Source organism: Winogradskyella sp. 3972H.M.0a.05, assembly GCF_040493455.1.
Lineage (GTDB): Bacteria > Bacteroidota > Bacteroidia > Flavobacteriales > Flavobacteriaceae > Microcosmobacter.
Window position 1 is genome coordinate 109,537 of sequence record NZ_JANFDA010000004.1, and the last position, 16,381, is coordinate 125,917.

At 35.2% G+C, this 16,381-nt stretch carries 12 protein-coding genes; 9 read left to right on the forward strand and 3 right to left on the reverse strand.

What is annotated here, in order from left to right; genetic code table 11:
• The first annotated feature begins 57 nt into the window (after positions 1 to 57).
• Both NCE97_RS09650 and NCE97_RS09655 read left to right on the forward strand, forming a co-directional pair.
• On the forward strand, positions 58 to 6,504 hold the full coding sequence (locus NCE97_RS09650) for an alpha-2-macroglobulin family protein (RefSeq protein ID WP_353778888.1): 6,447 nt from the start codon (positions 58 to 60) through the stop codon (positions 6,502 to 6,504).
• A gap of 99 nt (positions 6,505 to 6,603) precedes the next feature.
• Positions 6,604 to 6,984, forward strand: a complete 381-nt coding sequence (locus NCE97_RS09655; RefSeq protein WP_353778889.1) for a DoxX family membrane protein — start codon at positions 6,604 to 6,606, stop codon at positions 6,982 to 6,984.
• A 33-nt stretch (positions 6,985 to 7,017) separates the two neighbouring features.
• On the opposite strand, the gene NCE97_RS09660 is transcribed toward NCE97_RS09655, so the two are convergent.
• The 3 genes from NCE97_RS09660 to NCE97_RS09670 all read right to left on the reverse strand — a co-directional run bounded on the left by NCE97_RS09660 (position 7,018) and on the right by NCE97_RS09670 (position 9,819).
• Complete coding sequence (locus NCE97_RS09660; RefSeq protein ID WP_353778890.1) at positions 7,018 to 7,536, reverse strand: DUF4136 domain-containing protein; 519 nt, start codon at positions 7,534 to 7,536, stop codon at positions 7,018 to 7,020.
• A gap of 80 nt (positions 7,537 to 7,616) precedes the next feature.
• Complete coding sequence (obgE, locus tag NCE97_RS09665; protein WP_353778891.1) at positions 7,617 to 8,612, reverse strand: GTPase ObgE; 996 nt, start codon at positions 8,610 to 8,612, stop codon at positions 7,617 to 7,619.
• Positions 8,613 to 8,709: 97 nt separating this feature from the next.
• On the reverse strand, positions 8,710 to 9,819 hold the full coding sequence (locus NCE97_RS09670; RefSeq protein ID WP_353778892.1) for an adenylate kinase: 1,110 nt from the start codon (positions 9,817 to 9,819) through the stop codon (positions 8,710 to 8,712).
• Positions 9,820 to 9,979: 160 nt separating this feature from the next.
• On the opposite strand from NCE97_RS09670, the gene NCE97_RS09675 reads away from it, so the two are divergent.
• The 7 genes from NCE97_RS09675 to NCE97_RS09705 all read left to right on the forward strand — a co-directional run bounded on the left by NCE97_RS09675 (position 9,980) and on the right by NCE97_RS09705 (position 16,380).
• Positions 9,980 to 11,137 carry a 5-(carboxyamino)imidazole ribonucleotide synthase gene (locus NCE97_RS09675; RefSeq protein ID WP_353779214.1) on the forward strand — a complete coding sequence of 386 codons (1,158 nt, stop codon included), beginning with the start codon at positions 9,980 to 9,982 and terminating at the stop codon, positions 11,135 to 11,137.
• Positions 11,138 to 11,148: 11 nt separating this feature from the next.
• A complete protein-coding gene (gene purE / locus NCE97_RS09680; protein WP_353778894.1) occupies positions 11,149 to 11,634 on the forward strand; it encodes a 5-(carboxyamino)imidazole ribonucleotide mutase in 486 nt (161 codons plus the stop codon).
• A 208-nt stretch (positions 11,635 to 11,842) separates the two neighbouring features.
• Positions 11,843 to 13,873, forward strand: a complete 2,031-nt coding sequence (locus NCE97_RS09685) for a M3 family metallopeptidase (RefSeq protein ID WP_353778895.1) — start codon at positions 11,843 to 11,845, stop codon at positions 13,871 to 13,873.
• A gap of 83 nt (positions 13,874 to 13,956) precedes the next feature.
• Positions 13,957 to 14,478 (forward strand): hypothetical protein, encoded by a 522-nt coding sequence (locus NCE97_RS09690; protein ID WP_353778896.1) that lies wholly within the window; start codon positions 13,957 to 13,959, stop codon positions 14,476 to 14,478.
• 42 nt (positions 14,479 to 14,520) lie between these two features.
• Complete coding sequence (locus NCE97_RS09695) at positions 14,521 to 15,303, forward strand: hypothetical protein (RefSeq protein ID WP_353778897.1); 783 nt, start codon at positions 14,521 to 14,523, stop codon at positions 15,301 to 15,303.
• 167 nt (positions 15,304 to 15,470) lie between these two features.
• Entirely contained in the window at positions 15,471 to 15,974 is a 504-nt protein-coding gene (locus tag NCE97_RS09700) for a GbsR/MarR family transcriptional regulator (protein ID WP_353778898.1), read from the forward strand.
• 52 nt (positions 15,975 to 16,026) lie between these two features.
• Positions 16,027 to 16,380, forward strand: coding sequence for a hypothetical protein (locus NCE97_RS09705; protein WP_353778900.1), 354 nt, complete (start codon positions 16,027 to 16,029; stop codon positions 16,378 to 16,380).
• Position 16,381 lies beyond the last annotated feature (1 nt).

Genomic DNA, 16,381 nt, shown 5'->3' on the forward strand with positions numbered 1-16,381 from the left:
CATTTGTTGTTTTTTGGAATGGCTTTTGAATATAATATTGTCGTAAAATCGATTTTAATGAAACACTATCTACACATATTTATGATTGTTCTATTTGCCTCCTTCTCTCAAGCCCAAGAAAACTATGATTCTTTGTGGGAAGAAGTTGAAAAACTAGAACTTGAAGGCTTACCAAAATCTGCCTTAAAAATTGTAGAATCCATAGACTCCAAGGCTAAGAATGAAGCTAATAAACCTCAACAAATTAAAGCTCTACTGTACAAAAGCAAATTTGCATTAACCTTGGAAGAAGATTCGCAGTTGAGTATTGTAAACACGTTTAAATCTGAAATCGAAGCCAATGAAGTTCCGATTAAAAATGTGCTAGAGAACATGCTTGCAACATTATACTGGCAGTATTTTGAACTGAATAGATGGAAGTTTTACAGACGTACGAATACCGATACTAAGATTGATGAGAATGATTTTAGAACCTGGGATTTACAGACTTTATTTAATGAAGTTAATCTGCATTACCAAAAATCCCTCGAAAATGGCTTAATCCTCAAACAGGAACGCCTCGAAGACTATGATTTATTGCTTAGAAAAGCCAGTCGGTCTAAGGTTTATCGTCCAACATTGTATGACCTTCTGGCTCATAATGCGCTTGAATTTTACAAAAGCGATGAAAACAGCATTACAAAGCCAGCGTATCAATTTAAGATTGATGTCCCTCAATACTTAAGTGACTCAGAAACTTTCATGAATTTGAATATCGAATCTAAAGATTCATCATCATTACAGCTAAATGCTTTAAAACTTTATCAAAACCTTATAAAATTTCACGATAAGGATAAGGAAAAACATACATTGGCTGAAGTGGATATTGAACGCTTAAAATTTGTTCACCAATATGCCACCTTCGATAATAAAACCGAACTTCTTCTCGATGTGCTCAAAGCCAAAAGTGAGCAATACAAAGACCTAGAAGCTTCCGCTTCATATAATTTTGAAATTGCTTCAAACTACTTTCAAATAGCCAGAGGTTCAACATATAATAGTAAGAAGCATCGTTGGATACTTAGAGACGCTCTTGAAATTTGTAATAGTGTAAAAGCAAAGTTTCCTAATACTCGAGATGCCAAGAATTGTGAAGTTTTGAAGCAAAAAATCCTAAGTGAATCTTTAGATATTATCAATGAGTCTTATGTTCCTGTAGACAAACCATCACGCCTTTTGGTGAACTACAGAAATGTAAATCAACTAAATTTTGAAGCTTATAAAGTCACTATCGCTGAGTTAAAACAAATTCATAATATCAATAAACCAGACAATAAGCTAGACTTTTTTAAATCCAAAACACCAGTTGAAACTTGGCAAGCCAACCTTAAAAATGAATACGATTACCATGCACATTCTACCGAGGTTGTTATACCAAGGTTAGATCATGGAGTTTATGTCATTTTGGCTAAAACAAATACAGAACGAAATACTTTTGCCTTAAGCAGTATTCATGTCACCGATCTGGCATTAGTTGAAAAGAACGAAATTAAGAAGCACGTCTACCAAGTTATTGATCGTAATAATGGTAAGCCGGTTTCTGGAGCATCGGTTCAGATGAGCTATAGAATTAATTATAATGGCTCAGCGCTTTCAAAATCTTATACTACGGACAGGTATGGTCAGTTTAGTATATCGAGACCTTCTTCGTCTAGATATTATGATATAAAGTTTGATGTTACCTATAGCAATCAGACTTCCCACTTTGGTGAATACTATATCTACAGATCCTATAATCGTGATCGTAGAAGCCAAAAAAAGCAATATCAAAGTTTTTTATTTACTGATCGAAGCATTTACAGACCAGGCCAGACTGTCTATTTCAAAGGCATATTTATAGAAAGAGAAGACAATACTTCAAAATTAGTTGTGGATGAAACTGTTTTTGCGACACTCTTTAATACCAATGGTGAACAAATAGCAGAGCTAGAATTTGACACCAATGATTTTGGGTCCTTCAATGGTGAATTTATTTTACCAGCAGGTGGACTTAATGGGCAATATTACATTCAAGTATACTCTACATTGGGTTCTTTAAAACAAAATTTTCATTTCTCTGTCGAAGAATACAAACGTCCTAAGTTCGAAACCAAATTCGAACCCATTACTGAAACTTACAAAGTCAATGACAGCATTACTGTAAAAGGCACGGCATTAGCATATGCAGGTAGTAACATTACAGATGCAAAAGTGGTTTATAGAGTACATAGAAAAGTACAATATCCAAGGTGGTATTTTTGGTCTAGAAGCTGGTTTGTTTCAGAACCTCAAGAGATCACTTTTGGTGAAACGACTACTGATGACTCTGGGAATTTTGAAATTGTATTCCCAGCACTTCCAGATGATAGTGTCGATAAAGCTGGATTACCTGTTTTTCAATACGAAGTCTCTGCTGATGTCACAGATATCAATGGTGAAACACGAAGTGCCACAACCATTGTCAACGTTGGCTATCATGCTATGACTGCTAATATGTCTTTGACATCTCGCATTGATAAAACAAAAAAGGATCATAAACTCTCTATTGATACCAGAAATCTTAATGGTCAAGAAGTTCCTGCAACAGGCACCATAAAAATCTATAAGTTGAAAGCACCAAACGCAGTGCTAAGAGAACGTGCTTGGTCTGCTCCTGATTATCAAGAAATCCCTGAAGAGGAGTTTAAACGTCTTTTCCCAAATGAAGCCTATACCAATGAACACCTTCCTAAATTCTGGGGGAAAGGTGACCTCGTTTTTAATGTCGATTTCAATACTGAAGACTCTAAAGAAATTGCTCTGGGAAAGCTCAAAAAATGGACCTCTGGTTTATATGTGGTCGTCTTAGAAAGTAAAGATCGCTTTGGTCAAGATGTAAAAGATGAAGTGAGAACTGTATTATATAGCGATGATGACAAAACATTAGCAGATAATCAACTATTTGACATTACTACCAATAAAGTAACTTACAAGCCTGGTGAAGCAGTTGTACTAACAATGGGCTCTGCAGGAAATACTTTTGTAACCTTACAAGTAGAAAAAGATCACAAAACCATTGACACGCAAATCATTGAATTGTCCAACAATAAGAAATCAATAACGATTCCTGTTACTGAAGACGATCGTGGAGGCTTTGTAATCCATTATAGTTTTGCAGCATATAATGGTTTTAGAAATGGTCGTAAATCTATATCTGTACCTTATCCAAAAACTGATTTAGATATTGAAACCACAACCTTTAGAGACAAGTTACAACCTGGTCAAGAAGAAACCTGGAGTTTTAAAGTCAAAGGACCAAAAGGCGATAAAGTCAGTGCAGAATTGTTGGCAAGCATGTACGATGCATCATTGGATCAATTTAGAGGACACAATTGGACCTTTAATCCGATTCAGAATCCATATTATTATTCCCAAAGTAGGTTTCAGACTAATAATAGTTTTAGTACAACCAATTTTAGATTATATAATCTAAGAACGAAAATAAGTCTATATGACATTCAGAATTATGATCAACTAGATTGGTTTGGTTTACATTTTGGAAATCAATACACAGCTAGAAGAAAATATTTGAGATCTATACGAAATATCCCTTCAACATATAACAGTAGTTCAAAAGCTGATATTGAATCTGGTACAGTAAAAGGAGTTGTGAAAGATGAAACTGGGCTTGCCTTACCTGGTGCTAATGTTATTATAAAAGATACAACAACTGGGACGCAAACAGACTTTGATGGTAATTTTGAGATTAAAGTTGAAAAAGGATCAACTCTAGTGGTAAGTTATTTAGGTTACAAAACGCTTTCGGTAATAATTTCTGATGATAATTACTATAATATTTCATTAGGTGAAGATTCAGAATCTTTAGATGAAGTAGTTGTAGCTGCTTATGGGATTAAAAATGAAAAGGCTAGCTTAAGTGCTATTGTTACCAGTGAAGAGGTTGTTGAAGAAAGTTGGGCTCCGAGAAACGCTGATGGTGATTACTTTGGTTATACTACCAATTCTGAAAAAGCAAAAAGCTATGAAGATGATGAATTTAATGATTTCAATTACTATAGAGGTAACAAAACTTTAGAAGAACAAAAAGAAGAACAGACAAGTTTCGATAACATCAAAATCCGTAAAAATCTTCAAGAGACAGCATTCTTCTTTCCAACATTAAGAACAGATGAAGACGGTAATGTGAGTTTTAATTTCACTACCCCTGAAGCACTAACAAAATGGAAATTACAATTGCTAGCACATACCAAGACACTCGAAAGTGCAACAACGAGTTTGGAAACCGTAACTCAAAAAGAGTTGATGGTCATTCCTAATGCACCTAGATTCTTAAGACAAGGAGATCGTATTGTCATTAGCACTAAAATTGCGAACCTTTCAGATAATTCATTAACTGGACATGCTAAGCTAGAATTGACAGATGCTGTGACAGGTAAAGCTTTAACTAATGCACTAATCATAAGTGACACTTCGACTCCGCTCAGTGTCCAAGACTTTTCTGTAGATGCTAAAGGCAATACACAAGTATCTTGGTTATTGCAAATACCAGATACCGTTCAAGCTGTTCAATACAAAGTACTGGCAACCTCAGGTGATTTTAGTGATGGTGAACAAAATGCATTACCAGTATTAACCAATAGAATGTTAGTGACAGAAACACTTCCTATGTGGATTAGAAGTAATGAGACCAGAACATTCACTTTAGATAAGCTAAAAAATGTGTCTTCTAGCTCGCTAAAGCATCATAAGTTGACCCTAGAAATCACTTCCAATCCAGCTTGGTATGCAGTACAAGCATTACCTTATTTAATGGAATACCCTTACGATTGTAATGAGCAAACATTCAGCAGGTATTATGCCAATGCATTGGCAAGTCACATCTCTAATTCTAACCCTAGGATTCAAGAGGTCTTCAACCAATGGAAAGGCACGGATGCATTACTTTCTAATCTGGAAAAGAATGAAGAACTGAAGTCTATTCTCATTCAGGAAACACCTTGGTTAAGAGATGCGCAAAGCGAGACTGAACAGAAGAAGCGTATCGCACTATTATTCGACCTTAACAAAATGAATAATGAATTGAGTAGCGCTATGCGTAAGCTTAAACAGAATCAATTGTCTAATGGTGCTTGGCCTTGGTTTAAAGGCGGTATGGCTAATCGCTACATCACACAGCACATTATTTCTGGTTTTGGACATTTAAAACAGCTTAATGTCACTTCGTCGTCGCTCAGCGATCAAGATCAAATGATTAAAAAAGCAATTCAGTATTTAGATTCTGAGTTTGTTCAAGAATATCACGATCTAAAAAAGTGGAATAAGAATGTCGATTTAACTAAAGACCATTTGACTTACACTCAATTGCATTATCTATACATGCGTAGTTTCTTTAAAGACATAGACACTTCAGAAGAAACCAAAGACATTATGGATTATTACTATGGACAGATCAAAAAATATTGGTTAAGCCGCTCTCTGTATTCAAAAGGATTGATGGCTTTGATTATGCATCGAAAAGATGATGATGCTATGGCTGGTAAGATTTTGAAATCTCTAAAAGAAACAAGTATTACTTCGGAAGAGTTGGGTATGTATTGGAAAGCCAACACCTCATCTTGGTACTGGTACCAAGCTCCTATTGAAACTCAAGCGTTAGTGATTGAGGCTTTCTCTGAAGCAGGTCATATCATTCAGGATGAAACCAAGAATCGTGAAACTATTGACAATCTCAAGATTTGGTTATTAAAAAACAAGCAAACCAATCAATGGAAAACTACCAAAGCTACTACCGAAGCTGTGTATGCACTATTACTACAAGGTAGTGATTGGTTGAGTGTAACTGATGCTGTAGATGTTTTGGTAGCAAAAAACCCAATAGACCCTACGACATTAGAAAATGTAAAGGTTGAAGCTGGCACAGGTTATTATAAAACTGCTTGGAATGGCAATGAGGTTAAATCAGAAATGGCTGACGTACAACTCACCAAGAAAGGCAATGGTATCGCATGGGGAGGTTTGTATTGGCAATATTTTGAAGACTTGGATAAGATTACTTCTGCAGAAACGCCTCTAAGTCTCAAAAAGAAATTATTCCTTAAAAAGAATACCGATACTGGCGAGCAAATCTCTGAAATTACGTCTAGTACTAAATTAGAAGTAGGTGACTTAGTTAGAGTTCGTATAGAATTGCGAAGCGATAGAGCTATGGAGTTTGTCCACATGAAAGACATGAGAGCTGCAGGCTTAGAACCTGTAAATGTATTATCTAGATACAAATGGCAAGATGGTCTTGGGTATTATGAAAGCACCAAAGATGCCTCAACCAATTTCTTCTTTGACTATTTACCAAAAGGCGTTTATGTTTTTGAGTACGATCTAAGAGTCAATAATGCTGGAGACATGAGTAATGGCATTACAACGATTCAAAGCATGTATGCTCCAGAATTTACAAGTCATAGTGAAGGTGTTAGAATCAGTGTAGAGTAGCTATTTGTTAGTAATTCTGTTAATAGGCGACTATCTAGACATAAAAAGGAGACCTATTATTCCTTAATTTTAAGATTACTAACTAATAATTATTTTATTATGAATCCAAAAGTTAATATGGTCCTAAGGATCCTTTTAGGGCTATTCGTTTTGTTTTTTGGTCTTAACAAATTAATTCCAGACGGAATTATTGAAATGCCTCCTCCAGAAGGAGATGCGCTTACCTATTTTACTGGTTTGGCGGTGTCTAAAACATTGACCCTCGTCGCTATAGTAGAAGTTGTAGCAGGTTTAGGATTGATCTTTAATAAATATGGTGCATTACTCGCACTAATATTAATGAGTGTTTCTGTAAATGCCTTTTTGTTTCATGCTGTGTTAGATCCAGGTGGTATTGGAGGTGCAGCTGCACTAATCGTATTAAACATCTTAGTAATTATAGGTTACAAAGACAAGTATAAAGACTTGCTCGCAGGATAAACAAAAAAAGAGGCTTAAAAAAGCCTCTTTTTTTTATTGTTTTGGTGGATACTTCGATAGAATTTTCTCCACTAATGCTTTAAAGTTAGCTTCACGTTTTTCTGGTGTGGCATTCGGATTATAACTACTTTCACTTACAGCTTGCCAAAATAAACTCTCTCGGTCTTTATCGACAAAATCCAGAATAATCTGTCTACTCAATTTTGAAGAGCCAATGGGTAACCCGATAGAAATTCCTCCACCAACATTACGACCTCCACCACCAACGCCGACACCAACATTACTGCCATTATTGTTTTGATATTCTGAACTCTTTATATCAATATAAAAATCGGGATCATCAGACTTTTGAAAGCCTCTTGCTTGCATTGCAGCATCTAACTCATTTAATAAACGTTTCATATCCAGTTCACTCAATCCAGATTTAATATCAGAGAAATAGTTATACGTTTTATATTTTGTGAAGTCTGTCTTTTTATCGTAATCGTAGTTTACCGTAGCGCCACAGGACACCAACACTAAACTCAATACAAGAAGTTTTAAAGTTTTCATTTTCAAGAATTTTGATTAAAGATACTCAAAAATCATACCTCTTTAGGGTCAAAATACGTTAAAACGGAAAGAAAAAACTATTAATTCAACAGTTTCCAAAGTCTATCTTTCAGCTCGGTAAGACCTTGTTGAGCAACCGAAGACATAAAAAGATAATCAATAGGTAATTTTTCGTCTAGCTCTACTTTCATTTCAGCTTTAAGCTCATCATCGAGCATATCACATTTAGAAATTGCAATAAGACGTTCCTTGTCTAGCATTTCAGGATTATAACGCCTTAATTCATCGAGTAGAATTTCGTATTGCTTTGCAATATCATCTGCATCTGCTGGGATGAGGAATAGCAAAATAGAGTTACGCTCTATATGTCTTAGAAAATAATGCCCTAAGCCTTTACCTTCAGCAGCGCCTTCAATAATTCCAGGAATATCAGCCATTACAAAAGTCTGATATCCTCTGTATTCCACGATACCAAGATTAGGCTTTAAAGTCGTAAACTCATAGTCTGCAATTTTTGGTTTTGCAGAAGTCATCACAGATAATAAGGTAGATTTTCCAGCATTAGGAAATCCAACCAAGCCAACATCTGCAAGTACCTTAAGCTCTATGGTGATACGCTTCTCCTCCATGGGTAAACCAGGCTGTGCATATCTTGGTGTTTGATTTGTTGGGCTTTTGAAATGCCAATTCCCTCGACCTCCTTTTCCACCTTCGCAAATGATTTTTTCTTCGCCTTCTTCTGTAATTTCAAAAAGGACAGCATCTGTTTCGGTATCTCTTACTACAGTTCCAAGAGGTACATCGATATAGACATCTTCACCATCTGCTCCTGTACTTCGTCCACTACTTCCGTGTCCACCATGGCCTGCTCTAAAATGTTTTTTGAATTTGAGATGGTACAATGTCCAAAGATTGCTATTACCTCTTAGAATAACATGACCACCTCGTCCACCATCTCCTCCATCAGGACCACCTTTAGCAATATATTTTTCTCTATGTAAGTGTGTAGATCCCTTACCTCCGTTTCCAGAAGCAACATAAATCTTTACATAGTCAACAAAATTTCCTTCAGTCATGACATTGTCATTCCCGTGAAAACGGGAATCTTTTTTAGAATTTCTTGGTTTCTTGCTTGCCCTTCGACTTTGCTCAGGGTACACGCAAGAATGACAACTATAGCGTATCTATAACACCACTCAAACGCTGTGTAATCTCTTCGATACTCCCTACTCCATCAACACCATAGTATTTACCTTGGGCAGAATAGTAATCCTTAAGAATAGCTGTTTTATCGTAGTACTCTTTAATTCGGTTTCTAATGATGCCTTCATCTGCATCGTCTGGTCTTCCGCTAGTTTTACCACGTTCTAGTAAACGTTGTACTAAGATTTCATCATCAACCTCTAGAGCTATCATTGCATTAATTTGAGAATCCTTGCTATTCATCAAATTATCTAAAGATTCAGCTTGAGCATTTGTACGAGGAAAACCATCAAAAATAAACCCATTGGCATCAGCATTTTTTTCAACTTCAGCATTAAGCATATCTATTGTCACTTTATCTGGTACTAAGTCACCCTTATCCATATAAGATTTGGCTAGCATACCAAGTGCTGTTTCATTTTTGATATTAAAGCGGAACACATCTCCTGTTGAGATATGCACCAGATTATATTTTTCTTTTAGAAAATTAGCCTGAGTGCCTTTTCCTGCACCAGGAGGACCGAACAATACGATATTGGTCATGTGTTGTGTTGTTTTTAATTGAAATACTTCCGGATATTCTCTTCCCAAACCATCATAATCCAGACCATATCCTACAATAAACTTATTTGGTATTTCTCTACCAACATAATGCAGCTTAAAATCCTTTTTGTAGGCTTCTGGTTTAAAAAACAAGGTAGCAATCTTCAGCTCTTTAACCTTTTCATTCTTAAAAATGCGATATACCTCAGCTAAGGTTTTCCCAGAATCAATAATATCTTCGAGGATAACCACAGTACGCCCAGTAAGGTCTTGAGTAATGCCTATTAATCGTTGAATATCTTCGGTAGACTTCAACCCTTCATAAGAAGCCAGCTTAATAAAGGTAACTTCACAAGGTTTTGGGTACTTCTTCACAAAATCACTAGTGAACATAAAAGACCCATTAAGTATCCCAACAAAGACAGGAACTACGTCTCCTAAATCAGCAGCAATTTCATCAACCATTTTCTGAACAATATCATCTACTTCTTGCTCAGAAATAAATGGTTTGAAATACAAATCATGAAGCTTAATCACTTGTTTTTAAATTTGAGAAAGGCAAAGATAATCAATTGATTCGCGTTTTACGATTTTTGATTTATGAATTTAACTTCTTCCATTATTAAGTGTATTTTTGTGGTGAATTAAAAAAAGCTAAGTTCAATCTAAAAAGATTCTCATTTTTGTGGGAACCAACATGAATTACTTTTCTTCAGATTTTAAATTGGGCATACTAGGTGGTGGCCAATTGGGCAAGATGCTCCTTAACGATACTCGAAAATTTGATATCTACACCAGTGTTCTGGATGCAAGTGCTGAAGCACCTTGTAGAATAGCTTCAAATGAATTCCATCAAGGAGATTTGATGGATTTTGATACTGTTCTCAACTTTGGTAAGAACGTCGATATCTTAACAATCGAAATAGAAAATGTCAATGTCGATGCTTTGGCAGAGCTCGAAAAACTTGGTAAAACGGTATATCCTGCTTCAAAAACGCTGAGGACAATTCAGAATAAAGCTAGGCAAAAACTATTTTATACAGATCATAATATTCCAACAGCAAGTTTTGTGAGATTTGCTTATAGTTCTGAAATAAGAGATGCGGTTTTAAACGGAAGTTTGTCCTATCCTTTTATTTGGAAGAGTGCTCAATTTGGGTACGATGGAACAGGTGTGAAAGTTGTTAGATCTGAAGACGATCTTACAGCACTTCCAAATGTTGAATGTATTGCTGAAGAGTTAGTCGATTTTAAAAATGAGATTGCGGTCGTTGTTGCTCGATCTTCTGACGGTGAAGTAAAAACCTATCCTTTGGTTGAAATGGAGTTTCATCCTGAAGCTAATCAGGTAGAATATGTCATTTGTCCTGCGCGATTGCCACAATCTGTTTTTGACAAGGCTGAGCAAGTTGCTTTACAAGTCTCAGAAGCTTTTGAACATGTTGGGTTATTGGCAGTAGAAATGTTCTTAACCAAGGATGATCGCATTTTGGTGAATGAAGTAGCGCCAAGACCTCATAATTCTGGACATTATAGTATTGAAGCCAGTTATACTTCGCAATTTGAACAGCACCTCAGAGCCATTTTAGGTTTACCTTTGGGCAACACAGAAAGTAAAGTAGCTGGAGTAATGGTGAATCTGGTTGGAGCTGAAGACCATACAGGCAATGTGCAGTACAATAATCTAGATTCTATTTTGAATATGGATGGTGTCACGCCACACATTTATGGCAAAAAGCAAACACGACCATTCAGAAAAATGGGTCATGTAACCATCGTCAATGATGATGTCAATGAAGCAAGACGAATTGCAGAAGAGGTAAAGAAAACTATTGAAGTAATAAGCACTAATTAATAACAGATTTTATGAGTAAAGTAGGAATAATAATGGGAAGCAAAAGCGACCTTCCAGTGATGCAAGATGCTATCGATATACTTAAAGAACTCAACATAAATACTGAAGTGGATATTGTGTCTGCTCACAGAACACCAGACAAAATGTTCGATTATGGGAAACATGCCCACGAAAGGGGTATTTCGGTAATTATTGCAGGTGCTGGAGGTGCTGCTCACCTTCCGGGTATGGTTGCATCATTATCGCCCCTACCTGTCATTGGTGTACCAGTAAAAAGTAGCAATTCTATTGATGGTTGGGACTCTGTATTATCCATTCTACAAATGCCAGGTGGTGTCCCTGTAGCAACTGTTGCTCTGAATGGTGCTAAAAATGCAGGAATCCTTGCTGCTCAAATCATTGGAAGTGCTGACAAAACTGTTTTGGACAGGGTGATTCAGTATAAAGAAGGCTTGAAAACGAAGGTCATTGAATCCTCAAAAGACCTTAACAATTAGGCATAAAAAAACCCCGAAAAATCGAGGTTTTAAAGCTATTAATCAATAATTTTCTGAGTAGTAAAACTCTTTAAGAAAATTTGTTGAACAAAAGTAAAAATAAATTTTATACCAACAACCAAAAAATCGGTTAAAATTCACAATATCAGCTTAGTAGTAAGAAAAATAAGACGCGAAACTAATCTGAATTTATAATAAAATAACGAGAATGAATATCCTAAAATCAACATTTTCAACTAAATATAACACAGCCCCTTTTTCAAAAATAAATACTGAAGATTTCAAGCCTGCAATCATTCATTGTATTGAGGAAGCTAAGTCCGAAATCGACACCATAACTAATAATGAAGAGGCAGCAACTTTTGAAAACACCATTGAAGCTTTGGAGTATTCTGGTGAGCAGTTAGATAGAGTTACCAGTATTTTTTTCAATTTGAATTCTGCTGAAACCAATGAAGACATTCAAAAGATTGCTCAAGAGGTATCACCACTACTTTCAGAATTCAGTAATGATATTACCCTCAACGAAGGGCTTTTCAAAAGAGTAAAAGCTGTATACGATATTAAGGATACTTTAAACCTTACTACGGAACAGCAAACACTTCTCGATAAAAAGTATAAGAGCTTCTCAAGAAATGGTGCCAACTTACCTGAAGACGATAAGCAAAAATTGAGAGCCATTGACAAAGAATTGAGCCAACTGAAACTGAAGTTTGGTGAAAATGTCCTGGCAGAGACGAATGCTTTTGAATTATTGATTACTGATGAAAGTGATTTAAGCGGATTACCAGAAGGCGCAAAAGAGGCAGCAAAGCAAATGGCAGAAGCTAAAGGTAAGCAAGGTTGGATGATTACACTCGATTATCCTAGCTACATTCCATTTATGACCTATGCTGATAGCAGAGCCCTTAGAGAACAACTTTCAAAAGCCTTTGGCAGCAAGGGTTTCAAAAATAATGACTTAGACAATCAGAATATTGTCTTACGAATCGCAGCACTTCGTTATCAACGTGCACAACTTTTGGGTTATAATACACATGCGCATTTTGTTTTAGAAGAACGCATGGCTGAGACTCCTGAAAAAGTTCAAGAATTTCTGAATGATCTATTAGAAAAATCTAAGCCTGCTGCTGAAAGAGAGTTTAAGGCTTTGGAAAATTTTGCTAACAAACTAGATGGTATTGATACACTTCAAAAATGGGATTCTGCCTATTATTCAGAAAAACTAAAACAAGAGTTGTTCAATCTTGATGATGAAAAACTGAAACCATACTTTAAACTAGAAAATGTTATTGATGGTGCTTTCGAGACCGCAACAAAATTGTTTGGCTTACACTTTAAAGAAGTTAATGATATTGACAAATATCATGAAGATGTATTGACTTACGAAGTACTCAACGATGATGGTGATTTAGTTTCAATATTCTATGCCGATTTTTTCCCTAGACCAGGAAAACGCAATGGTGCTTGGATGACTTCTTTTAAACCGCAAATGGTAAAGAATAACGTCAATGAAAGACCACATGTGTCTATCGTATGCAACTTTACGAAACCAACTAAGAGCAAACCTTCATTATTAACTTTCAATGAGGTTAGAACCTTGTTTCACGAGTTTGGTCATGCCTTGCATGGTATGCTGGCAGACACTACCTATCCAAGTTTATCTGGCACGAATGTCTATTGGGATTTTGTAGAATTACCTAGTCAAGTACTAGAAAACTGGTGTTACGAAAAAGAAACTTTAGAGTTATTTGCAAAGCATTATGAGACTGGAGAGTTGATTCCTATGGAATTGGTTGAAAAAATCAAAGAATCTGCAACATTCAATGAAGGTATACAAACCCTGAGACAATTGAGTTTTGGACTTTTAGATATGAGCTGGCATGGTATTGACCCAACAAGTATAACTAATGTAAAGCAACACGAAGAAAAAGCTTTTGAGTCTACGCAATTGTATCCAGATGTAACAAGCAATTGTATGAGTACGGCTTTTTCACACATATTCCAAGGTGGATATTCATCTGGATATTATAGCTACAAATGGGCTGAAGTCCTAGACGCTGATGCTTTTGAATATTTTAAAGAAGAAGGTATCTTCAATAAAGAGGTTGCAAACAAGTTCAAAGACAATGTACTTTCTAGAGGCGGTACCGAAAACCCAATGACCTTGTACAAGCGTTTTAGAGGCCAAGCACCTAAGCCTGAAGCCCTATTGAAAAGAGCCGGGTTGATATCATAAAAAAGGAATGGTTTTTGTGTTTTAACGTGAAGGTTAAACGAACACCTATATAATTACTATCTATTAATCAAAATACAAAACGAATGAAAAATTTGGCCCTAATTTTAACCTTACTTCTTTTGGTAAGTTGTAACAATGATGACGAAAACAATAATATAACTAGTGAAACGCAAATTGATTTAGTTACAGGGATTAATGTCAGACAAGATGAATTTTCCACTCCAATACAATTAGGAAACCCAAATGTTTTTACCAACAATCAATTTATTACCTTTCCAAATCCAGCTACTGAAGCTTTAAGTCTATTGTCACCTCAGGGTATTACTGATGTTTGGATTGTACCAGCCAATGCAGATAAGATATATCAAGAAACAAATTTTAGTTCAATATTAAACTCTGACTTGTATGCTGAAACTTTAATTCAGCAGAATACTGAATTGGGATTTTCTGATCTGAATTCAACTAACCTTATTCTGAATTTAGAAGACTTATCTTCTGGATATTACAAGGTTTTTGTTAAAATCAATGGATCTATATTTTGGGAAAATATCTATATCGCAGGCAATAATTTTGAAATTGATGATCTGATAAATTATTGGAATTAAAACCGAACAATAATAGATAATTGCTAAAGGCGTTCATAATATATGCGTATTGCTAAATATTTTGGACACTTAATTTTCATTCTATTCTTAACAGTATTGACCCAAGTTGGAGGTATTGTTTGGTTACTTTCACTATACATTGCGCATAAATTCAAAAAGAAAAAGCGTTTTGTGTTTCCAATACTATATTTGGTATTCAGTTTAGCGATTATTCCTCCTTTAGCAAGTTTGGCTGGACGCGAACAATTGCCTTTAACTAGAGATGAACTTAAACCCAGAAACTGGATATATCCTTTACTTAACAGAAATTATGTAACGCCAGAGCTCCAAAAGCTCTTGGATGATGCTTCAACGAATCTTACAAAGCAGGGAATCACCATAACCTATTTAGATGCATCGTTTCCATTTATTGACGGTTTTTCACTCTTACCTCATCTAAGCCATAACGATGGGAAAAAAGTAGACCTTTCGTTTATGTACAAAGACAAGAATGGGAAACTAACTAACAAAAAACCATCCACATCTGGTTATGGAACATACGTAAATAAGGATAACAACCAAACCAATTCATATTGTAAGAATAGCGGATACTGGCAATACGATTTTCCTAAATACTTAACTTTTGGCTCTAGAAATGATATTACATTCAGCAAAGAACATACTAGAATTTTAATCAAAGAACTTCTCTCCTATCATTCAACTCAAAAAATCTTTATTGAACCTTACCTTAAGCAAAGTCTAGGTTTTGAGAACGAATCCAAAGTTAAATTTCATGGTTGTAAAGCTGTACGCCATGATGATCATATACATTTACAAATAAAATAGCTTACTTTCTTATTGTCATTCAGAAGGCGTGAAACGACTGAAGAATCTTTTATAATTAGATTTCTAATTTCATTCTGAATGACATTACAGAAAAAATAAACTTTCACTAATTATTGAAAGTTTAAAAATTTTTATATATTTGTTCTGTAAAGCAATAACAAAACAACGTGGAATATCAAGAAGCAAAAGAAAAATTTATCAGTACCTGGGGAAGTTTGGGCTCGCTTTGGGGCATCAATAAAGCCATGGCACAGATACAAGCACTTTTGTTTATCTCTACCAAACCCCTCTCAATGGAAGATATTATGGAGCAGTTGAAAATATCTAGAGGCAATACCAGCATGAACCTTAGACAGCTTATGGATTGGGGAATTGTCACTAAAGAATTGATTCCTGGAGAACGTAGAGAATACTTTACTACTGAAAAAGACGTACAAGAATTGGCAAGAATCATTGCAAAAGAACGTAGTCGTAGAGAAATAAAACCAGTAATTAAAGTCCTAAAAGACGTATCGAGCATAAAAAATGATAAATCTGCAGAAACCAAAGAATTAATTAAGCAAACTAAGGCTTTGCATGATCTAACTGAAAACGCTGATAAAATCATTAACAAACTAGTGAATCAGGAACAAAACTGGATGACCAAAACCATTATGAAATTGTTCAAATAATTTTTTTAAATCATACTTTCAATTTTTTCTGAAAGTTTAAAATATAAGAAAAATGAAAATATTTAAATCTACTCTCTATAAAATCAACATAGCATTAATAATTATTAATACGCTACTTATCATCATTCCCTATTATGCACTTTTATTCTTAATGGTTCTTGGAGCTTGTCAAGTTCTATTAGCATTAATCATTGGACTTTTCTTAAATCAGTTAGATAAAGACGGAAAGATCAAATGGATAATCTATATGGTTTTGACATCCATAGTTTTATCTACTATGTATTTAACTGGCAAACAAATATTGAAACTTGACTTTGCAGCAGTAATGATCTGCATGTTCATATCTATCGGTCTGGCTTTCTTAAACCTAAACATCACTTATTTATTCTCTAAAAATGAATCTTAAT